The 21,002-nt window shown below is 70.5% G+C and carries 21 protein-coding genes; 12 read left to right on the plus strand and 9 right to left on the minus strand.

Annotation, left to right across the window (positions count from 1 at the left end):
- Window positions 1–2: 2 nt before the first annotated feature.
- Window positions 3–554 carry a TspO/MBR family protein gene (locus AB0305_RS10420; RefSeq protein WP_364138768.1) on the minus strand — a complete coding sequence of 184 codons (552 nt, stop codon included), beginning with the start codon at window positions 552–554 and terminating at the stop codon, window positions 3–5.
- An 82-nt stretch (window positions 555–636) separates the two neighbouring features.
- Here AB0305_RS10420 and AB0305_RS10425 point away from each other — a divergent pair, with 82 nt between their 5' ends.
- Together AB0305_RS10425 and AB0305_RS10430 are read left to right on the plus strand one after the other, a co-directional pair.
- Entirely contained in the window at window positions 637–1,761 is a 1,125-nt protein-coding gene (locus AB0305_RS10425) for a peptidoglycan bridge formation glycyltransferase FemA/FemB family protein (protein WP_366172821.1), read from the plus strand.
- A gap of 32 nt (window positions 1,762–1,793) precedes the next feature.
- Window positions 1,794–3,290: a threonine/serine exporter family protein gene (locus AB0305_RS10430; protein WP_364138764.1), complete on the plus strand. Its 1,497-nt coding sequence runs from the start codon at window positions 1,794–1,796 to the stop codon at window positions 3,288–3,290.
- Window positions 3,291–3,372: 82 nt separating this feature from the next.
- On the opposite strand, the gene AB0305_RS10435 is transcribed toward AB0305_RS10430, so the two are convergent.
- Together AB0305_RS10435 and AB0305_RS10440 are read right to left on the minus strand one after the other, a co-directional pair.
- Window positions 3,373–4,215: a siderophore-interacting protein gene (locus tag AB0305_RS10435; protein WP_364138763.1), complete on the minus strand. Its 843-nt coding sequence runs from the start codon at window positions 4,213–4,215 to the stop codon at window positions 3,373–3,375.
- A 116-nt stretch (window positions 4,216–4,331) separates the two neighbouring features.
- Window positions 4,332–5,147, minus strand: coding sequence for a uracil-DNA glycosylase (locus tag AB0305_RS10440; protein ID WP_364138761.1), 816 nt, complete (start codon window positions 5,145–5,147; stop codon window positions 4,332–4,334).
- 235 nt (window positions 5,148–5,382) lie between these two features.
- Between AB0305_RS10440 and AB0305_RS10445 the strand changes: the two genes are divergently transcribed.
- The 6 genes from AB0305_RS10445 to AB0305_RS10470 all read left to right on the plus strand — a co-directional run bounded on the left by AB0305_RS10445 (window position 5,383) and on the right by AB0305_RS10470 (window position 11,142).
- Window positions 5,383–5,628 (plus strand): DUF3263 domain-containing protein, encoded by a 246-nt coding sequence (locus tag AB0305_RS10445; protein ID WP_364138853.1) that lies wholly within the window; start codon window positions 5,383–5,385, stop codon window positions 5,626–5,628.
- Between the two features lie 102 nt (window positions 5,629–5,730).
- Window positions 5,731–6,369, plus strand: a complete 639-nt coding sequence (locus AB0305_RS10450) for a LytR C-terminal domain-containing protein (protein ID WP_364138759.1) — start codon at window positions 5,731–5,733, stop codon at window positions 6,367–6,369.
- 166 nt (window positions 6,370–6,535) lie between these two features.
- Window positions 6,536–6,739: a cold-shock protein gene (locus AB0305_RS10455; protein ID WP_290258717.1), complete on the plus strand. Its 204-nt coding sequence runs from the start codon at window positions 6,536–6,538 to the stop codon at window positions 6,737–6,739.
- A 95-nt stretch (window positions 6,740–6,834) separates the two neighbouring features.
- Window positions 6,835–8,073 (plus strand): ABC transporter substrate-binding protein, encoded by a 1,239-nt coding sequence (locus AB0305_RS10460; protein WP_364138852.1) that lies wholly within the window; start codon window positions 6,835–6,837, stop codon window positions 8,071–8,073.
- A gap of 286 nt (window positions 8,074–8,359) precedes the next feature.
- Window positions 8,360–9,997, plus strand: coding sequence for a chaperonin GroEL (groL, locus tag AB0305_RS10465; protein WP_366172825.1), 1,638 nt, complete (start codon window positions 8,360–8,362; stop codon window positions 9,995–9,997).
- Window positions 9,998–10,158: 161 nt separating this feature from the next.
- Window positions 10,159–11,142 carry a ribonuclease HI family protein gene (locus AB0305_RS10470; RefSeq protein WP_364138757.1) on the plus strand — a complete coding sequence of 328 codons (984 nt, stop codon included), beginning with the start codon at window positions 10,159–10,161 and terminating at the stop codon, window positions 11,140–11,142.
- Between the two features lie 3 nt (window positions 11,143–11,145).
- Here AB0305_RS10470 and AB0305_RS10475 read toward each other — a convergent pair whose 3' ends face one another.
- The 3 genes from AB0305_RS10475 to AB0305_RS10485 form a co-directional block, all read right to left on the minus strand.
- Complete coding sequence (locus AB0305_RS10475) at window positions 11,146–11,433, minus strand: WXG100 family type VII secretion target (protein WP_290258714.1); 288 nt, start codon at window positions 11,431–11,433, stop codon at window positions 11,146–11,148.
- A gap of 164 nt (window positions 11,434–11,597) precedes the next feature.
- The gene (locus tag AB0305_RS10480; RefSeq protein WP_364138755.1) at window positions 11,598–13,181 is read right to left on the minus strand and encodes a HAMP domain-containing sensor histidine kinase; all 1,584 of its coding nucleotides are present in this window, start codon (window positions 13,179–13,181) and stop codon (window positions 11,598–11,600) included.
- 2 nt (window positions 13,182–13,183) lie between these two features.
- Window positions 13,184–13,894 (minus strand): response regulator transcription factor, encoded by a 711-nt coding sequence (locus tag AB0305_RS10485; protein WP_290258711.1) that lies wholly within the window; start codon window positions 13,892–13,894, stop codon window positions 13,184–13,186.
- A 184-nt stretch (window positions 13,895–14,078) separates the two neighbouring features.
- Here AB0305_RS10485 and AB0305_RS10490 point away from each other — a divergent pair, with 184 nt between their 5' ends.
- Both AB0305_RS10490 and AB0305_RS10495 read left to right on the plus strand, forming a co-directional pair.
- The gene (locus AB0305_RS10490; protein WP_290258710.1) at window positions 14,079–14,345 is read left to right on the plus strand and encodes a hypothetical protein; all 267 of its coding nucleotides are present in this window, start codon (window positions 14,079–14,081) and stop codon (window positions 14,343–14,345) included.
- A gap of 1 nt (window position 14,346) precedes the next feature.
- On the plus strand, window positions 14,347–15,222 hold the full coding sequence (locus tag AB0305_RS10495) for an FHA domain-containing protein (protein WP_364138753.1): 876 nt from the start codon (window positions 14,347–14,349) through the stop codon (window positions 15,220–15,222).
- Window positions 15,223–15,336: 114 nt separating this feature from the next.
- Here AB0305_RS10495 and AB0305_RS10500 read toward each other — a convergent pair whose 3' ends face one another.
- From AB0305_RS10500 to AB0305_RS10510, 3 genes are read right to left on the minus strand one after another with little or no spacing between them, the layout of a single operon-like run.
- A complete protein-coding gene (locus AB0305_RS10500) occupies window positions 15,337–16,983 on the minus strand; it encodes a DNA repair helicase XPB (RefSeq protein WP_364138751.1) in 1,647 nt (548 codons plus the stop codon).
- On the minus strand, window positions 16,980–19,490 hold the full coding sequence (locus AB0305_RS10505; RefSeq protein ID WP_364138750.1) for a helicase-associated domain-containing protein: 2,511 nt from the start codon (window positions 19,488–19,490) through the stop codon (window positions 16,980–16,982). The genes AB0305_RS10500 and AB0305_RS10505 overlap by 4 nt, the downstream gene beginning before the upstream one ends.
- Window positions 19,491–19,500: 10 nt before the next feature.
- On the minus strand, window positions 19,501–19,734 hold the full coding sequence (locus tag AB0305_RS10510; RefSeq protein ID WP_364138748.1) for a hypothetical protein: 234 nt from the start codon (window positions 19,732–19,734) through the stop codon (window positions 19,501–19,503).
- A 177-nt stretch (window positions 19,735–19,911) separates the two neighbouring features.
- Here AB0305_RS10510 and AB0305_RS10515 point away from each other — a divergent pair, with 177 nt between their 5' ends.
- Both AB0305_RS10515 and AB0305_RS10520 read left to right on the plus strand, forming a co-directional pair.
- Window positions 19,912–20,295: a cold-shock protein gene (locus tag AB0305_RS10515; protein ID WP_290258705.1), complete on the plus strand. Its 384-nt coding sequence runs from the start codon at window positions 19,912–19,914 to the stop codon at window positions 20,293–20,295.
- 10 nt (window positions 20,296–20,305) lie between these two features.
- Entirely contained in the window at window positions 20,306–20,983 is a 678-nt protein-coding gene (locus AB0305_RS10520) for a DUF3027 domain-containing protein (protein ID WP_364138746.1), read from the plus strand.
- Window positions 20,984–21,002: the final 19 nt, after the last annotated feature.

A 21,002-nucleotide genomic window follows, 5' to 3' on the forward strand; every position in this document is an offset into this window, starting at 1 on the left:
GCTCAGTTGGTGACGGCCGCCCACAGGTTCAGCGTCGAGGCGAAGACCACCCACGCCAGGTAGGGGACCAGCAGCAACCCGGCCGGGCGGCTGATCCACCGGAAGCGGACCAGCGTTGCGGCCAGGACCACGGCCAGCGCCACGATGATGGCCAGGGCAATCCACAGCGCCGGCGTGCCCAAGGCCGGGTAGAGGGCGAAGAAGGCCGGCGTCCACAGCAGGTTCAGCACCAGCTGGACGGCGTACAAGGTCAGCGCCCGGCGGGTGCCCTCGGCGCGGGTGCGCCACACCAGCCACGCCGCCACCGCCATGGCGGTGTAGAGCAGCGTCCAGACCGGTCCGAATACCCAGTTCGGCGGCGACCACGGGGCCTTGTCCGCCCCGGCATACCAGCCGTCAACGTTGCTGGCGGAGGCCAGCCCGCCGAGTCCGGCCACCAGCGCGGAAGCGGCGAGCAGAACGAGCAGGCCCAGCACCTGGGCGCCGGCTCCGCGGTGCGCCGACGCGCCCGGGCCGGCCGGGCGGGAGGCGCCTAGTTCCGGCTGTGGTTGCATGCCTTCAGCCTAGCCCGGGCGCCGGTGGCGGCCACAGGGTCGGCGCCCCGGCCACCCGTGACGCCGATAGACTTGGTGGTGCATGCCAGCCATGCCGCCGAAGCTCGTCCCGCAAAGATTGGATACCGCACCCTTGCGAGAATTCACCGCCCGCTTTGCCTCCGCCGAAGAGGTCGCCACCTGGGACGCCCGCGTCACCGCGAATCCCAACGGCGGGAACCTGCTGCAGTCGGAGGCCTTTGCCGAGGTCAAGCAGCACTACGGCTGGAAGCCCCTGCACCTGGTGTACGAGACGGCCGACTACACCAGTTACAACCTGGTCCTGGAGAAGAGCTTCCCCGTGCTGGGCAAGCTCTGGTACATGATCAAGGGACCCGGCGTCGCCTCCGTCGAGGACATTCCGGGGATCGCCAAGGCCAACGCCGACTTCGTCAAGCGCGCCCGGCTGGGCGTCTTCGCGATCAAGATCGAGCCCGACGTCGTCCTTTCCGACGACGCCCGTCGTGTCATCGCGGGCGCGGGCCTGGTCAAGACGCACAACCTGCAGCCCAACGATTCCACCGCCCTGCTGGACATCTCCCCGGAGGAGAACCAGCTGCTGCGCAACCTGCACTCCCGCGGCCGGAACGCCGTCCGCCGCGCCATCCGCGAGGGCGTGGAAGTGCACAACGTCGAGCCCACGGAGGAGAACTTCCGGGCCATGTACGGCCTGATGAGCACCACCGTCGAGGCCAAGTCCCAGGTCCGCGTCCGGGATTTCGGGTACTACCAGCGCTTCTGGACCAACTTCCTCAAGCGCGGCCAGGGCCGGCTCTTGTTCGTCTACGAAAACGGTGTCCCCTCCGTGGGTGCCTTCGTCATCAACTACGGCCGCAAGGGAACGTACAAGGACGGCGGCTCCCTGCAGCAGCGCGGCCAGTACGGCGACTCCCACCTGGTCCAGTGGACCGCCATCAACCAGCTGAAGGAGCTCGGCTGCACCGAGTACGACTTCTGCGGCACCCCGCCGAGCGACAAGCTCAAGGACACGTCCAACCCCTTCCACGGCCTGGGCCTGTTCAAGACCAGCTTCAGTAAGACCGTCACGGACTTCGTCGGCTGCTACGACCAGGTCCTCAGCCCGTTGAAGTACAAGGCCTGGACGGCAGCGGGGGAGCGGGTCGCCCGCCAGCTCTACACGCGCCGCACCGGCCAGCAGTTCTACTAGACCGCCCAGCAAGGTGAAGTGAGATGGCCGGGATGAACAAGACCCCCGAGGGCCGCCGCGGACCGCAGACGGACGGCCTGCCCCGCACCGAACCGATGTCGGCCATGCAGGTGCGGCAGAACGCCGCCGCCCGGCGCATGCTCCGCCGCCTGGTCCAGGGGGAGAACCCGCCGACGGCGCCGTTGAGCATCGTGGATCGGCTCGCCGGCAGCCCGTACGCGAACCCGATGATCCAGGTCGGCGGCGTGGACGCGTCCGCCCGGAAAACCATTGACTTCGCGCTCAAGCTCGCGGAATCGATGTTCCGGTACGGCGCCGGCGCCCTCGAGGTGGAGACCAGCATCATTGCGGTGACCGCCGCCCTGGGGTTGAAGAACATCGAGGTGGACATCACCAACCAGTCGGTGGCAATCAACTACGCCCCGAAGGACCAGACGCCGCTCTCCCTGCTGCGCGTGGTCCGGTCCTGGACCAACAACTACGCCGGCCTCGCCGAGGTGCACCAGCTGGTGACCGACATCGTCGCCGGCGGGGTGGGCCGCGAGGAGGCCGCCCGGCGCCTCGAGGAGATCACTCACAGCGCCAAGCCGTTCCCGCGCTGGATGGTCACCGTGGCCTTCGGCGTCTTCTCCGCCGTCTTCGTGGCGGTACTCGGCGGCGGCATCGCGGCGTCCGGGATCGCGTTCCTGTCCAACCTCCTAGTCAGCCTCCTGGCCCGGCAGCTCGGCCGCTGGCGTACCCCGGACTTCTTCATCACCGCCTCCTGCTCCTTCGTGGTGACCATCATCGCCCTGCTGCTCTGGCGGTTCGGGAGCCCGGTGGGGATCACCATCGCCCCGGCGATCGTGGTGGTGGGCGGCATCCTGCTGCTGCTGCCCACGGGACGGCTCGTGTCCTCGGTGCAGGATGCCATCAACGGCTTCCCCGTCACCGCCGCCGGCCGGTTCCTCTCCACCATGCTGACCTTCGGCGCCTTGGTTTCGGGGATCGCCGTCGGCTTCGTGGTGGGGGCGATGACGGGCATGCAGTCCATCGACGTGACCGAAACATTCCCGCCGAGGTATCCGCTCTGGGTGCTGGTGCCGCTGGTGGCGATCGCCGTCGTCGCAATCGGCGTGACGGAGCAGACTTCCCTGAAGCTGCTGCTGCCGACGGCGGCGGTCGGCGTCGTCGGCCACCTCGTCCTGATCGGCGGCACGGAACTGGGCATCGGGCCGCGCTTCGCCCCGGCCCTCGCCGCCGTCGTCATCGGCCTGCTGGCCCGGGTGGTGGCCCTGAGGATGGGTGCCCCGCAGCTGGTGGTGGCCGTGCCCGCGGCGCTGATCCTGCTGCCCGGCCTGACCATATTCCGGTCCATGTATGTTTTGACCATCGAGGAGCAGGAAATCCTCATGGGCGCGGGCGGGATGCTGAACGCCGGCGCCATCGTGCTGGGCGTCGCCGCGGGAATCGTCCTCGGCGACACCCTGGCCCGGCCGCTGACCCGCAGCCTGGCCAGCAACGAACGGCGCCGGGCCCGCCGCCGCTAGGCCAGCAACGAACGGCGCCGGGCCCGCCGCCGCTAGTCCGTCCCCGCCCGGCGGCAGCGGCCGTCAGCGGGCTGCCGGGCACTCAGATCTTGCCGATGGGGAGTTTCTTCTCGGCTTGGAAGTCGTCCTCCACCCGGCCGCGGGCCCAGTAACCGGAGAGGGAGACCTGCCCGCGTTCCAGCCCCCGCTGGGTGAAGAACACCTCCCGCAGGGCCTTCATGGCACCCCGCTCACCATGCGCGAAGACCGAGGGGCGTCCCTCCGGCCAGTCGGCGGACCCGACGGCGTCGGCCAGGCGGCGCTCGTCGTCGGCCCCCGTGTTGTTTCCGCGGAAAAGCCAGCGCAGTTCGACGCCGGCGGGGGCGGCCAGGGCCAGGACGTCCGCCGCGGAGCCCACCTCCAGGAAGGCCAGACCGCGGGCATCGCGGGGGAGAACCGCCAAGGCCGCGCCGATGGCGGGCAGCGCCGATTCGTCCCCGGCGAAGAGGTGCCAGTCCGCCTGCGGGTCCGGGTTGTAGCCGCCGCCCGGGCCGGTGAAGATCAGGGCGTCCCCCTCCCGCGCGGACGCGGCCCAGGGCCCGGCGAGCCCCTCATCCCCGTGGATCACGAAGTCGATGGCCAGCTCCTGCGCCGCCTCGTCCACCCAGCGGACCGTGTAGGTGCGGGTGTAGGGCCACTGCTCCCGGGGATGGGTCTCGCGGACGGCCCAGAGATCCAGCGGCTGGGGGTAGTCCACGCCGGGCTGCGGGAAGGCGATCTTGACGTAGCGGTCCACGTACACGTTGTTGCGGTAGTCCGTGAAGCCGGGGCCGCCGGCGATGATCCGAACCATGTGCGGTGAAAGCTGCTCGCGCCGCAGCACCGTCAGGGTGGTCTGGGGCCGGGAGTTCCGGTTGGCGGAGGTGGCGGCGGGTACAGAAGTCATGCGGCTAAGCCTAGCCAACCGGACCTCCTTCTTGTCTGTCCAGGGGCGCCGGGACCGCCGTCCCCGGACAGCCGGGAAGCTGGGGTGGCGCCGGGCTCGGGAGGCTCTGGGAAGGCTTAGGGCAGCGGCGGCAGTTCCCAGTCGACGGGTTCCGCGCCCTGGGCGACCAGCAGCTCACTGGCCCGGCTGAACGGCCGGGATCCGAAGAATCCCCGGGCGGCCGAGAGCGGGCTTGGGTGCGGGCTGCTGACGACGGCGGTCCCTCCGAGCAGGGGCCGGACGGACTCCGCGTCCTTGCCCCACAGGATGGCGACCAGCGGGACCGGCCCGCCGTAGGCGTCCGTGCGGGCCGCCACGGCGCGGATGGCGGCGGCCGTGACCTCTTCCCAGCCCTTGTTCCGGTGCGATCCCGCGGCGCCGGCGCGCACGCTGAGCGCCCGGTTCAGCAGGAGCACGCCCTGCCCCGTCCAGCGGCTCAGGTCGCCGTGGATCCGCGGCGGCAGGCCCAGGTCGGCGTGGAGCTCCTTGTAGATGTTGGCCAGGCTGCGGGGGAGGGGACGGGTGTGGCCCTCGACGGCGAAGGACAGCCCGATCGGGTGGCCGGGGGTGGGGTAGGGGTCCTGGCCCACGATCAGCACTTTGACGCTGGCGAGTGGCTGCTGGAAGGCCCGGAGCAGCCGGTCCGGAGCCGGCAGGACCTGGCGGCCTGCCGCGGCCTCGGCGGCGACGAACTCCAAGGCCCGGCGCAGCTGCGGCTCCACGGGTTCCAGGGCGGCAGCCCAGTCCGGGGCCACCAGCTCGCCCAGCGGGCGCTGGACCAGCGCGGCAAAACCGCCGACGCCGCCGTCGTCGGAGCCCTGCGGCGCCCCAACGGTCGGGCCGGAAACGGCATCCAGGGGAAACAGCGCTTCGGCCTGCGGGAATTCGCTCACCCCTTCATTCTGGCAGGCGCGAGCGGTGGCGTTTCGGGCCGGCGATCCGGGCAGACCTCCGGCGCGGCACGGCGCCGGCCGAATGACAGGGCTGTTATTCGCCCGTAGCATTGGGGAGGAATCCACAACAGCGAGCAGGGAGTGAGCCGTGGCCGAAGCAGTGCCGGAGAACGCGACGGCGGACGAGGTTCCGGTCGACGCAGGCCACGGGGAAGCCGGACCGGACGAGTCCGGGCTGAGCAGCCGCGACAAGGAAATGCTGGGCCTCGAACGGCAGTGGTGGAAGTACGCCGGGGCCAAGGAACAGGCCGTCCGGGAACTCTTCGACCTGTCCGCCACGCACTACTACCAGATCCTCAACGCCCTCATCGACACCGAGGCCGCGCTGGCCCATGACCCGATGCTGGTGAAGCGATTGCGTAGACTACGTACGTCACGACAACGTGCCCGCACGGCCCGGCGCCTGGGTTCGGACGCCTGAACCCGCCGGGTACGCCCCGGGCAGAACGCGGCGCCGGAGTCCCGGAATCTGCACCGGTTCCGGCCGCGGACCACTAGAAATCAGCAAGGACAGCGCTTCACCATGACCAGATACCCACGGGATGAATTCGACCGGGTCCCGGAGACCTCCACGCGCCAAGGGGTTCACCGCACCGTCGCGGCCGCCAGGTCCCGCGGACTGGCACCCATCCTGTCGGTAGGAGCGTTCGCCCTGGCCGTCGGCCTGGTTGCCTTCCTGCTGCTGCCCCGGCTGGGCTTTGGTCCCGCCGGCGGAACGGCGATGGCCGCGGATAAGAGCAGCGCCACGGCAGCCGCGTCCGCCACCGCGCAGCCCACCGCGGCCCCGACCGCGCAGCCGACAACGTCGCCCACCAGCGACCCGGGCAGCACGGTGGCTGCCGCTTCCTCCGGCACCACCCCGGCCCCGACGGCAACCGCGGCCGCCGTCGACAAGACGCAGCCGGTGGCGGTCTACAACGGCACGACGACGGCGGGCCTCGCCGGCCGCGTCGGCAGCACGGTCACCTCCGACGGGTGGGTCTTGGGCCCGCTCGGCAACTGGACCGGCCCGCGGCAGCAGACCTCCGTGGTCTACTACAACGGCGCCGCGCAGAAGGCCAATGCCCAGGAACTCGCCGCCCTGCTGGGAATCGCCACCCTGGTCGATTCGGCCGATTTCAAGATGCCCCTGGTCGTCGTCCTGGGCCCCGGCTACCGCTGACCCGGTTGCTGGCCGGGCCGGTTACGCCTGCATAACGTTCCGGCCGACCCCCTGACGCGCGGACCGGCACGCCCGGGACCGGCGGGTACAGTGGCCGGAGTTCATGACCGCTCCGCGGCGCACAGCGAGGTGCACCGCGGCCAAGCTAGCTGAAAGTGTGGAAACGATGGCTCTGGGCACCGTCAAGTGGTTCAATGCGGAGAAGGGCTACGGCTTCATCACCGTGGACGGCTCGGGCATCGACGTCTTCGTCCACTGGTCCGCCATCGCCGGCGAGGGCTACCGTGCGCTGGCCGAGGGCCAGAGGGTGGAACTTGAGGTAGGCGAAGGCGAAAAGGGCCCCCAGGCCGAGAGCGTCAGGCCCGCCTAGTGGCCCGTCCTGACTCAACGCCGACCGCCGCGGCGCGGGCCACAGCCGGCCGACGAACAGCCAGCCGACAAACGGCCGGCGGCGCCGCCGTCGTCCTGTCCGCCCTTCTTGCCTCCGCCCTGGCCCTCACCGGGTGCTCCGGTGCCACCGGCAACGCCCGGACGGACGCCGCCGAGGCCAGCGGGGACGGAACCCTGCGGATCGGTGTGCTGCTGGACAACACCGGGGACCAGAGCTTCCTCAACGCCCCGCAACTGGCCGCGGTGAAACTCGCCGTCAAGGAGATCAACGCCGCCGGCGGCCATAAGGGCAAGCCCGTGGAACTGCTCCCCGAAACCATCAGTGCGGACACCGCCGCCCAGGCCAAGGCCCTCGCGGCGGCCAGGGCCGACGTCGTCATCGGCCCCACGGATTCCAGCCACGCCGCCGCCGCGATCGACGTGCTCTCCAAAGCCAAAATCGCCATGATCTCCCCGGCCACCGCCGCACCGGGACTCAGCAGCTACCGGAGCGGAGGCTACTACTTCCGAACCGCCGCCGCCGACGTCGCCCAAGCCTCCATCCTGGTCAAGCTCGCCAAGGACGGCGGCGCCAAGACGCTCGCCGTCCTGCACGAGGCCGGAAGCTACGGCAAGGAGGTCTCCGTGGCGGTCTCCGCCGCGGCGAAGTCCGCCGGCCTCGGCACGCCCATCGACGCCGAATTCCCGGCCGGCCAGGCACAGCAGGCGGCGACCGCGGCCAAGGCCGCCGCGCCCGACGCCGTGGTCCTCATCGCCCGGCAGGGTGCGCAGGGCGCCATCGCCGAACTCAACAACGCCGGACTCGCGGGGAAAAAGCTGGTGCTCTCCGACGGCGCGGTGGGCCAGTACGGCCAGGGCCTGGGCTCCCACGCCCTGGACGGTGCCCGCGGAGTGCTCCCCGGCACGTTCCCCAGCGCGCAGTTCCAGGCGGGCCTGGTCGGCATCGATCCCGGGCTCAAGGACATGACCTTCGCCGCGGAGGCCTACGACGCCGTCAACCTCGCCGCCATCGCCGCCGCCGCGGCGCAGGACGACGCCGGCACCTCCATCGCCTCCCGGCTCATCGCCGTCTCCGGCGGCACCGCGGGCTCGGGCGGGGCAGTGGCCGGCGAGCCCGCCGACTGCCACAACTACAAGGAGTGCGTCGACGTCCTCCACGCCGGCAAGCGCCCCAACTACGAGGGCCAGTCCGGCCCCGTGAGCTTCGATAGCAATGGCGACGTGACCGCCGCGGCCTACATGGTGTACACCTACGGGCCGGACAACACGGCGAAGATGACCGGCAGTGAAACGGCCCGCAGCGGCGGGTCCTGATCGCCCTCGGCGAAGCGCTCCGCGTGGACAGGCCCCGGAGCGCGAAGCCTTCTTGCACTCTCCCCGGGGGAGTGCTAATTATGGAGTTAGCACTCCCGCTCATCGACTGCTAACGCCGGGCCCCGGTCCGGGCGCAGCATCGGTGCCGCGGGAGCAAAGGAAACACCTGGCTGGGTGAGATCCCGGTCCGGCGGCGTACAGAGGCTGCCGGGCAGGTATCGTCCGTCGCGGGCACCGACGCCAAGGTTCATTCTTTAACGACTGTCCCGAAAGGACTACTGCCGTTATGGCCAAGATCATTGCATTTGATGAAGAGGCACGCCGCGGTCTTGAGCGGGGTCTGAACATCCTCGCCGACGCCGTCAAGGTCACCCTCGGCCCGCGTGGACGCAACGTCGTCCTCGAGAAGAAGTGGGGCGCCCCCACGATCACCAACGATGGTGTTTCCATCGCCAAGGAGATCGAGCTGGACGACCCGTACGAGAAGATCGGCGCCGAGCTGGTCAAGGAAGTTGCCAAGAAGACGGACGATGTCGCCGGCGACGGTACCACCACCGCCACCGTGCTGGCCCAGGCCCTGGTCAAGGAAGGCCTGCGCAACGTCGCGGCCGGCGCTGACCCGCTGTCCCTCAAGCGCGGCATCGAGAAGGCTGTCGACGCCGTCACCGCCGAGCTCCTGGCCTCCGCCAAGGAAATCGAGACCAAGGAAGAGATCGCCGCCACCGCGTCCATCTCCGCCGGCGACAACGAGATCGGTGCCCTCATTGCCGAGGCCCTGGACAAGGTCGGCAAGGAAGGCGTCATCACGGTCGAGGAGTCCAACACCTTCGGCCTCGAGCTGGAGCTCACCGAAGGCATGCGCTTCGACAAGGGCTACATCTCCGCCTACTTCGTCACCGACGCCGAGCGCCAGGAAACGGTCCTCGAGGATCCGTACATCCTGATCGTCAACTCCAAGATCTCCAACGTCAAGGAACTGGTTGCTGTCCTCGAGAAGGTCATGCAGTCCAACAAGCCGCTGCTGATCATCGCCGAAGACATCGAGGGCGAGGCCCTGGCCACCCTGATCGTCAACAAGATCCGCGGCACCTTCAAGTCCGTCGCCGTCAAGGCTCCGGGCTTCGGCGACCGCCGCAAGGCCCAGCTGGCCGACATCGCCATCCTCACCGGTGGCCAGGTCATCTCCGAGGAAGTCGGCCTCAAGCTTGAGACCGCCGGCCTGGAGCTGCTCGGCAAGGCCCGCAAGGTTGTTGTCACCAAGGACGAGACCACCATCGTCGAAGGTGCCGGCGACGCCGACCAGATCGCCGGCCGCGTGTCCCAGATCCGCGCCGAGATCGAGAACTCCGACTCCGACTACGACCGTGAAAAGCTGCAAGAGCGCGTGGCCAAGCTGGCCGGCGGTGTTGCAGTTATCAAGGCCGGTGCCGCAACCGAGGTCGAGCTCAAGGAACGCAAGCACCGCATCGAGGACGCCGTCCGCAACGCGAAGGCTGCCGTTGAAGAGGGCATCGTCGCCGGCGGTGGCGTGGCCCTGATCCAGGCCGGCGCCAAGGCGTTCGCCAACCTGCAGCTCTCGGGCGACGAGGCTACCGGTGCGAACATCGTCCGCGTTGCCATCGACGCTCCGCTGAAGCAGATCGCCTTCAACGCCGGCCTCGAGCCGGGCGTTGTGGTGGACAAGGTCCGCGGCCTCGCCGCCGGCCACGGCCTGAACGCCGCCACCGGCGAATACGTCGACCTGCTGGCTGCCGGCATCAACGACCCGGTGAAGGTCACCCGCTCTGCCCTGCAGAACGCGGCCTCCATCGCCGGCCTGTTCCTCACCACCGAGGCCGTCGTGGCCGACAAGCCGGAGAAGAACGCTCCGGCCATGGGCGGCGGCGACGACATGGGCGGCATGGGCGGTATGGGCGGCTTCTAGCCACCCGGCCACCCGGCCCACCCCGGCCGGTAGTCCGCTGCAGGCCCCGGTACAACGACGACGGCGGTCCCACCTTATGGTGGGGCCGCCGCCGGCGTTTAAGCCGCCCGCGCCGGGGGTGAGGGAGCGGTGGAGGCAGGCAGGTCTGGCAGGATAGTGCAGTGACGATTACAGCTGCGGCCGACGGTTCGGCCCTTGGAAACCCCGGTCCGGCCGGATGGGCCTGGTACGTGAACGACAACTGCTGGCACGCCGGCGGCTGGCCGCACGGCACCAACAACCAGGGCGAGCTGATGGCCGTGCTGGACCTCTTCCGCTCCACGGCCCACCTCGCCGACGAGGAGCTGCACATCCTCTGCGACAGCCAGTACGTCATCAACTCGGTCACCAAGTGGATGCCGGGCTGGAAGCGGAAGGGCTGGAAGAAGTCCGACGGCAAACCTGTGCTCAATGTGGACCTCCTGAAGGACATTGACCGGGCCCTGGTCGGCCGCAAATACCGGTTCGAGTGGGTCCGCGGCCACGCCGGCCACGAACTAAACGAGGCCGCGGATGACCGTGCCCGCGGCGCCGCCATGGCCTACCAGCAGGGTGTCGCCGTCCGGCAAGGCCCCGGCTTCGTCCGGCCCGGCACCCCGGCGGCCCCGCAGGCAGCGCCCTCGCAGGCAACCGCCCCGGCAGCCGCGTCACCCGCGACACCCGTGGCCTTTGACGAGCCCACCCTCTTCGGCGGCCCGGACGGGTACGCGGAACCGGACCTGTTCAGTGAGCTGGCGGACCAGACCGCGGCCGCAGCGACGGCGCAGGAGCCGGAGCGGATCGTGGAGGCCCTGGAGCGGGAACTGCTGCAGCCGGAGACCAGGGCCGACCTGGGCCGGACCGGGGTGTTGCTGCACCCGGAGTTCACCGAGATCGGCAGCTCCGGGCGGCTCTGGACCCGCGACGAGGTCATGATGGCGCTGGAGGAAAACCCCGGCCCCCACGCGGCCCTGGAGACGCTGGCGGCGGAGCGCATCGGCCCGGACACCGTCCTGCTCACCTACCGCAGCCGGACCCGGGCCGGAACGGTGCTGCGCAGCTCGCTCTGGGTCCTCGACGGACACCAGTGGCGGCTGCGGTTCCACCAGGGCACCGCCGAGGCCTGATCCCTAGCCGAAGCGCTGCGCGTTGCTCAGCTCGGTCTGGTCGTAGTTCGCGGCCGCCGAACTGAGGGCGTGGTTGATCGAGGCGAGGGAGGCTTCCACCTTCCCCTGCGTCAGGGACCACTCCACGACCAGCGCCTGGAAGTTGGTGGCGGCGGCGCCGCGCCAGCTGGACTGAAGTTCCTCCAGCCCGCGTTTCATCGCCTGGACGTCGGCGCTGATCCGGTCGACCGTGGCCTGGACGGTGGCGGACTTGAGCTGCAACAGTTCGGTATCGACGGAAAGAATGCTCACGGTGCGGCCTTTCGAGGGGCAGGCAGCCGGGCGCCGGACCGGTAGGGGCGGCCACAGGGAGGGCCGTGCGGCGGGCTCCCGGCTGCCTGCGGTGGAGGGTCCGGGCTTTCCGGACTCCTCGAGCCTACGAAGGCGCCGCCGTCGGCTTCCACGCCGCAAGGTCGCTATGTGGATAACCCGGTTCCCTGGCTGCCGCCCGCGGCGCGGTCCGCACCACCGATTGCAGCAACTTCGTCGGCGGGCCCGTCAGCCGGCGCGGCCCGGTCGGTGCCGTCGCCGAAAGCCGGAAGAACCTCCGCCGTCCCGGGCTCCTCTGACGGCGCCTCGTCCAGGTAGGGCAGGCTTACCACCAGGGTGGCGCCGCCGCCGTCGGTCGGCTGGACCCGGACGCTGCCGGAGTGGGAGGCGACGATGGCGGCGACGATCGCCAGCCCCAGCCCGCTGCCGCCGGTCTCCCGGGTCCGGGAGGTATCGGCGCGGTAGAACCGCTCGAAGATCCTGACGGCCTCCTCCTCGGAGACGCCGGCGCCGTGGTCACGCACCTCGATCACCGAGCGGCGGCCGCCGTCGGCCTCGGTCCGCACCCCCACGGCCAATTCGATCGGGCTGCCCTCCGGCGTGTAGCGCAAAGCGTTGCCCACCAGGTTGCTGATCACCTGCCGCAGCTTCGCCTCGTCGCCCAGCACAGGCGCCGGGGACGCGGCGCCGCCGTCCAGCCCGCGCAGCGAGACGACCCGGCTGCGGTCGGCAACCTGGGTGTCCACCACGGCGTCATGGCCCAGCAGGAGCAGGTCAATGGGTTTCTGCTGCAGCGGCCGTTGCTCGTCGATCCGGGCCAAGAGCAGGAGGTCCTCCACCATGGCGCCCATGCGAATGGCCTCGCTCTCGATCCGTCCCATCGCGGTGGCCACGTCCTCGGGGGTGGCCAGGGCGCCGTGCCGGTACAGCTCGGAGAACCCGCGGATGGTCACCAGTGGGGTGCGCAGCTCGTGGGAGGCGTCGGCGGCGAAGCGGCGCATCTTGGCCTCGGAGGCCATTCGCGCGGCAAACGCGGTTTCGATGTGGGCCAGCATGGCATTGAGGGAGCGGCTAAGCCGGCCTACCTCGGTGTCCGGATTCTCCACGTCCACGCGCCGGGACAGGTCCCCGGCGGCGATCGCGGCCGCGGTCTTCTCCACGCGGGACAGAGGACGGAAGGACCGGCCAACGGTCCAGGTGGCGATGAAGAAGGCCAGCACCAGCGTCAGCAGTCCGACGCCGACCACCACCAGGGTGGCGTGCTCCATGACGGAGTCCACCGGGTAGAGGGGCAGGCCGATGACGACGACGGCGTTGCGCCGGTTGGCGTCCAGGACGTTGACCGCCACCACCCGCCAGTTCCGGCCGTCGGTGCCGCGGACCTGGAACGGAACCTCCGCGCGGCTGCGGGCGTCCTCCGGGCTGATGCTGCCGATGGCAGGCCGGGGACCCTTGCCGCCGAAGATGATGGACGGCTGGCCGGGGGTGAAAAGCAACAGCGAATAGTCGGTGGGGACGTTGGGCCCCTGGTCCTGCAGCTGCTCGAAGGACTGTTGCTGGTGGGCCGTTTCGACGGCGACCTTGAGCCGGTCGTCGACCTGGCCCTGCAGGTAGCTGTGCAGCAGGGCCAGCGTTCCCGCGCCGGTGGCGGTCAACGCCACCAGCATCAGGGCCATCATGATGGCCACCAGCTGCGAGCGCAGCGAGGCCGCCTTCCACCGGCGCAGCAAGGTCAGCGCTTCTCGGCCGTCCGCAGCACGTAGCCGACGCCGCGCTTGGTCTGGATCAGGGCGGCGGCACCGGGGTCGGTGTCCACCTTGCGCCGCAGGTACGAGATGTAGGACTCCACGATCGAGGCGTCGCCATTGAAGTCGTACTCCCAGACGTGGTCCAGGATCTGGGCCTTGGAGAGCACCCGGTTGGGGTTGAGCATCAGGTAGCGGAGCAGCTTGAACTCGGTGGGGGAGAGCTCGATCACCGTGCCGCCGCGGCGCACCTCGTGGGCGTCGTCGTCGAGCTCCAGGTCATCGACGCGGATGACGGCGTCGTCGTCCTGCAGCGGCTGGGTGCGGCGCAGCACCGCGCGGATCCGGGCCACGACCTCGTCGAGGCTGAACGGCTTGGTGACGTAGTCGTCGCCGCCGACGGTGAGCCCGGTGACCTTGTCCTCGGTGTCGTCCTTGGCGGTCAGGAACAGCACGGGGAAGTGCTTCCCGGCGGCGCGCAGGCGCCGTGTGACGGTGAACCCGTCCATGTCCGGGAGCATGACGTCCAGGACGGCCAGGTCGGGGGAGTGCTGGTCGGCGGCTGCCAGGGCATCGCGCCCGGTGCCGGCCGAAACAACCTCGAAGCCTGCGAAGCGCAGCGAGGTGGACAGCAGCTCGCGGATGTTCGGTTCATCATCGACGACGAGCAGCTTGGCTTCGGGACCGTTCTTTTTCATGATTCCCATCTTGCTCCCAGACTCTGTGAGTTTTCTGGACGAATCGTGTGTGTTGCGTGATCATCTCCGGGTGCCCTTCCGGAGAGAACCTTGGCGAAGCCATTCCCGTGCGGCGGGTCCCGGATTAGAGTTGGCTAACGGCCCGGTTCCAGCCGGGAGCGTCACTCTACGACTGGAGTAAACGATGTCTGAAGCGACAATTCCACAGTCCGGCGGGGCGGACTCAGCGGCCAACCGTTCCATCCGGGACTGGGCGGATCTTGCAGAGGAAATGTGGTCCTACCTGACGGGTAAGGGCGCCGCGATCAACTACGAGTTCGTCGACATGACCGTAGAGGTGCCGCGTGACATCGGCCCGGATGCGCCGCGGGCCACGTGGAAGCTCAACGGCAGCCTCCGCGTGACGACCAGCGACCGCGATGCGGCGGGGTCCGACAAGAACAGACGCTGACATGGGACCCCGGTTCAGGGTCGACGCCGACCTGGAGTTCTCCGTGACGGAACCCTCCGGTGGGGGTACTTCCGGCACGCTTCAGGCGGCCGGCACCGAGGTGAAGGTGACGCTGGGCAGCCTCGACGCGTCGTTTGGCCAGCGGATGCCATCCCTGCAGCAGCTGCGCCCGCTGGCTAAGACCTTGGCCGAGCAGGGACTCACCGTAGTGATCGAGGGACCGCAGGGTCTCATCGCATCCCTGGGGTCGGTCCGGACGGGCCGGGCCCAGCGGCTGCTGACCCGGTCCCCGCATATCCGGCTCGGCAACGTGCGCACCGTGGCTCCGCTGGCCCGGCGCGGCGGGCGGACCAAGGACGTCGGGATGTCCCTGCTCCCGCCGGAAACCCCGCTGCCGCTGCTGCCCACGGTCAAGCGGCGGATCGTGCGCAAGGTGACCACGACGCACCACACCAGGGGCAGCGGGCGTCCACGGCTGATCTTCGTCCAGGACTCGGCAACGTGGGACGGCCAGGTGCCGCGCGAGTTCAATCTCTCCGGGGAACGGATGAGCATCGGCAGCGGGCCGGACGCCGACCTGCAGTTGGACGGCCTCGAACCAATCCATGCGGAGATCGTCCACAACGAACGGGACGAGTACGTCCTGGTCCGGCACGGGGTGGTCACCGGAAGCTTCGGCCCCGCGGACAGCTCCATCCTCCGCACCGGAGCACGGCTGCAGATGGGTCCGTGGTGCCTGGCCTACTTCCGGGAGGAGTTCGCCGACCACGGACGCCCCTTCGGTGGGCGAAGCGGCGGGGAGTTCGCCTACCAGAAGCCGCAGCTCGATCCGCGGACCGGGTTGATGGAACAGGACGGCTCCACCGGCGTCACCTAGGCGGCGAGGCAGGCAAGGATAACGGCGGCCCGGGACCGTCCGCTGCGGCGGCGGGACCGGGCCGTTCCGCGTCCGGGAAGTGATGCGGCTAGTGCGACAGGGGAGCGGCGGGGCCTAGTCCCCGGCGCCGACGTCCTTGGCGTCCATGATCCGGTAGGCGTAGCCCTGCTCGGCCAGGAACCGCTGGCGCTTCGCGGCGAAGTCCTGGTCCAGGGTGTCCCGGGCCACCAGGGAGTAGAAGCGGGCGGCGCGGCCGTCCTGCTTGGGCCGCAGCAGCCGGCCCAGCCGCTGCGCCTCCTCCTGACGGGACCCGAAGGACCCGGAGACTTGGATGGCCACGGACGCCTCCGGCAGGTCGATGGAGAAGTTGGCCACCTTGGACACCACCAGGGTGCGGACCTCGCCGGCGCGGAAGGCGTCGAAGAGGCGCTGGCGTTCCTTGACGGAGGTGTCGCCCTTGATCACCGGGGCTTTGAGGCGCCCGCCGATCTCGTCCAGCTGGTCGATGTACTGGCCGATCACCAGCAGCTGCTCGCCCTTGTGCTCGGCAACCAGCCGCTCCACGATCCCGGTCTTGGTCTCGGACGTGGCACAGAGCCGGTACTTGTCGGCGTCGTCGGCCATGGCGTACGCCACCCGCTCGTCCCGCGGCAGGTCCACCCGGACCTCAACACAGTCCGCCGGTGCGATGTAGCCCTGCGCCTCGATGTCCTTCCACGGGGCGTCGTAGCGCTTGGGGCCGATCAGGCTGAAGACCTCGCCCTCGCGGCCGTCCTCGCGGACCAGGGTGGCCGTGAGCCCCAGCCGGCGCCGTGCCTGCAGGTCCGCGGTCATCCGAAAGATCGGCGCCGGCAGCAGGTGGACCTCGTCATAGATGATCAGGCCCCAATCGTTGCCGTCGACCAGTTCCAGGTGCGGGTACAGGCCGCCGCGCTTGGTGGTGAGCACCTGGTAGGTGGCGATGGTCACCGGCCGGACCTCCTTGACGGAGCCGGAGTACTCACCGATCTCCTCCTCGGTCAGGGAGGTGCGCTTGAGCAGCTCGTCCTTCCACTGCCGGGCCGAGACGGTGTTGGTGACCAGGATGAGCGTGGTGGTGGAACTGGTGGCCATCGCGGCGGCGCCCACCAGGGTCTTGCCGGCGCCGCAGGGGAGCACGACGACGCCACTGCCGCCGGCCCAGAAGTTCTCCGTGGCCAGCCGCTGGTAGGGCCGGAGCTTCCAGCCGGTCTCGTCCAGCATGATCGGGTGCGGGGTCCCGTCCACGTAGCCGGCCAGGTCCTCGGCGGGCCAGCCGAGCTTCAGCAACAGCTGCTTGAGCTGCCCGCGCTGGGAGGAGTGGACCACCACGGTGTCCGCGTCGATCCGCGGGCCGAGCAGCGGCGCGATCTTCTTCGCGCGGCTGATTTCCTCGAGGACCGGGTAGTCGGAGGTGCGCATGACCAGGCCGTGCTGGGGGTCCTTCTCCAGCCGCAGCCGGCCGTACCGGGACATGGTCTCCTCGACGTCGATCAGGAGGGCATGCGGCACCGGGAAGCGGGAGTACTTCAGCAGCGTGTCCAGCACTTTTTCGGCGTCCAGGCCCGCGGCCCGCGCGTTCCAGAGCCCCAGCGGCGTCAGGCGGTAGCTGTGCACGTGTTCGGGGGCGCGTTCGAGCTCGGCGAAGGCGGCGATGGCGTGCCGGGCCTCGGTGGCCAGCTCGTGGTCGACCTCCAGCAGGATGGTCTTGTCGCTCTGGACGATCAGTGGTCCGTCATTCACGGGAGCAGTTCCTCGGTGGCCTCGACATCAATGATCCGGTGGACGGACAGGACCCGTTCGGTCTCCCTCGCGGGGTCGAACACACGGACCCGTCCACCACTCACTGCAAGCGGAACAACGCGCTCGCGGGTGGCATTCCCGAGGCCGTCGACCACGTTCATCATCACCGCCTGCTTCAACCGGATCGCCCGGTGCAGGGTCTCCAGCCCCAGCTGGGTGCTGGCCTCGGCCGCCGTCCCCGCGGCGCCGGGACCGCCCGGACCGTGGGCGGAGCCGGGTCCCGCGCCGCCGGCCGGGTGCCCGCCGCGGAGCACCGCGAGCTGGGCGTCGACGTCGGCGTCCTCGGGGGCCGAGCGGGGCGCCGTGTAGACGGGGCGTGCGCTGCCGGGCGCGGCGGCGCTGCGCCGCAGCCGGACGACGGCGGACGCGGCGTCATCGAGGGAGGGCGTCATGCCCAGTCCGCGCATCACCTGGGCCGCGTCCCGGGGAGCGGCCGTGGAGACCAGGACCGTCGGGGCGAGGCGGATGAGGCCCAGTCCCGCGGCGGCGGGGGCGTTGAGTAGTTCCAGGAGCGCCGTCTCGTCCTCGCTCTGGATGAAACTGGACGCCGGGCCCACCCGCAGCCGCGCGTGGCGGGACGCGGTGTCCTCGATCAGGTACTCCAGCGGCTGCGGCACCGCGGTGGCCGAGTGCGTCCGGAGGAATTCCAGCAGGCCCGCGGCGTCTTGGCCGGCGTCGAGGGCGCGCCGGATGGAGCCGACCGAGAACCGGTAGATGGTCGCCGGGCCCTGGCCCTCGGCGTCGGCCATGGCGAGCAGCTTCCCGCTTAGCTCCGGGTCCAGGTAGCCGGGTGCGACGGCGGTCAGGTCGGCCTGAAGCAGCACGTGGTTCACGGCCGCCGGAAGGTGTTCGCCGAGGATGCCGAGCGCCGTCTCCGGATGGTCCAAGGCGATCTCGGCGCCGATCTGGCTCAGCGCCCCGGAACCCACCAGGCCCAGCATCTCCGCCTCCGCCAGCACGCCGCGGATCAGCGAGCTGAAGCGGCGGGCCATGCGCGGCTGCGACCAGTCGGCACGTTCCAGCACCGCCGCGGCGTCCAGTACCGGTGCCTGGCCGTCCGCGGCACCGGCCTCAATGGTGAGCTCCTGCAGGATCTCCAGGATCCGTTTGCGCACCACCGGAGCGTCCGGCCGCTGGGCCTCGGCGGAGAGCGCGTTGATGGTGCCTGCGGCCCCCGCGGCCCGGCCCGACGGGGCGGACGCGCCGCCGGCCGGCTGGCCCACGAGGGAGGGGACGCGTTCGCTGGAGAGCCAGGCGTTGACCAGCCACAGCCACTGCTCCTGCCGCGGCAGGGTCAACCATTCCAGCTGCTCGGGCTGGACCCAGGCCGAGCTGTCCACGTCGAGCCGGAGCAGTCCGGCCAGGGCGCACAGTTCCACCAGCACCCCGGCTTCCGGCAGCCCGATCCGCAGCGTGTCCGCGAGCCGCTTCATTTCCCGGACGCCGACGCCGCCGCTGCGGAGCGTGACAAGCGGCTGGGCCTGGACGGCGTGCAGCAGTTCGCCGGCCAGCCGGAGGGTCTCGGCGATCGCGCCGAGCGCCGCGTTCCGGCGCAGCGCGGCGCTGGTCAGGCCCAGGTTCGGCACCGGCGGGGCCAGGGCGAAGTGGTCGATCACGTACCCGCCGCGCAGGGCCAGCCCCACGCTGTGCGGCAGTTCCACGTGCGCGGCGTCCAGCGGGACCAGCAGGCCGCGGGCCAGCAGCCAGTCGACCGGCCCGGCGTCGACAGTCTCGGTCAGCACGGACACGCGGCGCTGCGCCTGCGGGACCGCGCCCATGGCCCAGTTCCCGAACCGGTCCAGCAGCGCGGCGGTCCGGTCCGGGGCGCGGGAGAGCAGGGCCTGCAGCGCCTCGGGCGAGCCGGTCCAGTGCTGCAGGGCGAGGGCGGCGTCCATCGGGGTGTCCGCCGGCGCGATCCCCGCCCCGGACTGGTGCAGCTCGGCCACCAGCTGGACCACCCGCTGCGCGAACGCCGGCTGCAGGCGCACGAGCTCGGTGTAGCTGCGGCCCAGGCCCGCCGGATAGATGCCGATGACATCCTTCAGGCTGCCGACCGGCAGGTAGTGGCGTTGCCGTGCCGCCGGGGCCCCCGTGCCGTGCGGCGGATCGGCCCGGTGCACGAGGGCCAGGTCCTGGAGCGAGGCCAGCAGCCGCTCCAGCGCCGCCACGGTGGAGCCCTTGATCAGCCGCTTGAGGGTTGCCGCCGAGGCGCTGTGGCCGGTGTCGGCGTTGGTGCACAGGTGCAGCGCCTCCAGCACCTGCATCTGCGGCCGGTTCAGCCGTTCCAAGGCGCGTTGGACGCTGACGCGGCCGCTGGCCCGAGCGGCCAGGGCGGCGAAGTCGGGGACCGCGGGGATCATCAGGTCCGGCCGCGCGGCGAACAGCGCGCGCAACGACTCGTCGCTGCGCGCCTGCAGGTCCTCGCCGAGCGCGCGGATCTGGGACATGGGGTCTCCGTCAGCCCCTGCCGAGGCCGCGGGCACGGCGGCGGGCGATGACGGCGTCGAGCACCAGGAGGGCCATCAGCAAGAACGCGGCCGGCAGGCCGTACAGCGCGGCCGAGGTCAGCCAGACCGGCGCCAAGGCGTTGCCGGCGGCCAGGGCGATCACCGCGCCGAAGGCGGCCAGGGAAAGGACGGCGACGGCGGCGGCGAGGATCAGCAGGGAGCGCCGGAGACGCTGTGGAGTCATGACAGCAACGCTAACAGTCCGCCTGCATCCGCGCCTCAAGCGCTCAAATCTGCCCGGGCACGATAACCTTGAAGGAACAGACCAACACGGTCGGGGCGGTCATACCCTGAACCCGCACATCGGTGCGGATGCGGTGACCGCCGGCCGCGTCCCAGCAGAACGAAGAAGGTTGATTACGTGCCTACCGGCAAGGTCAAGTGGTATGACAAGGAAAAAGGCTTCGGATTCCTCGCGGGCGAGGACGGCCAGGAGGTCTTCTTGCCCAAGTCCGCATTGCCCGAGGGCGTCGTTGAGCTGAAGGCCGGAACCCGGGTTGAGTTCGGCGTGGCCGACGGCCGCAAGGGCGCCCAGGCCCTGGGCCTGCGGGTGCTGGACAAGACTCCGTCGATCGCCAAGGCAAAGCGGCCCAGCGCCAAGGACCTCGCGCCCCTGGTCCAGGACCTGGTGACGGTGCTGGACAACCTCTCCGGCACCCTGTCGGCCGGCAAGTACCCCGAGGGCAACAAGGCGAAGGCTATTGCCGCCGCCCTGCGCAAGGTTGCCGACGAGCTGGACGCGTAGGGTCCGGCCGATGACTGCGGAACCTGAAGAGACCGGCTCCCCGGTGCCCGACTCCGGACGGAAGCCGGCGTCCAAGGCGTCCGCCGCCGGAGCGAAGGGCACGAAGTCGGCGGCCAAACCGCGCTATGGGGTGCCCGTGTGGCGGGTGGGCAAGCCCGACGCCTTCCTGGCCGCGTCCGTAGACGTAGCCCGTGCCGCGGTGGAGGGCATCGCCGAGCCCGGGCAGGTCGGCCGCCACCTGGCCGCCAAGAGCGAGGGTGACCGCCTGGTGACCCACCTGTTCGAGTCCAAGCTTCCCGGCTACGGCGGCTGGCAGTGGTACGCCGTGCTGACCCGCAACTCCCGCTCCAAGGTGGTGACGGTGGACGAGTTGGGGCTGCTGCCCTCGGAGGACTCCATCTTGGCCCCCGAGTGGGTGCCGTGGGCCGAACGCGTCCGGCCCGAGGACGCCCAGCCCGACGACGGTCACGAGGACACCGGGGCTGAGCACCGGAACCAATCCGAAGCCGAGTCCGACAACGCGGGCAGCCCCGACGCCGCCCGGGACGACGCCGTGCGGGACGCCGCCCAGGACGAGTCGGGCCAGGATGACGCTCCCGCGGAGTCCGGGACCGGCGCGACGGACGAGCCCGGGGACGAACCCGACGAACGCGCAGCGGACGCCCGGTCCGTCGCCGGGACCGACTAGCGGTTTGGCGGCGTTCAGG

Source organism: Arthrobacter sp. NPDC080086 (assembly GCF_040702285.1).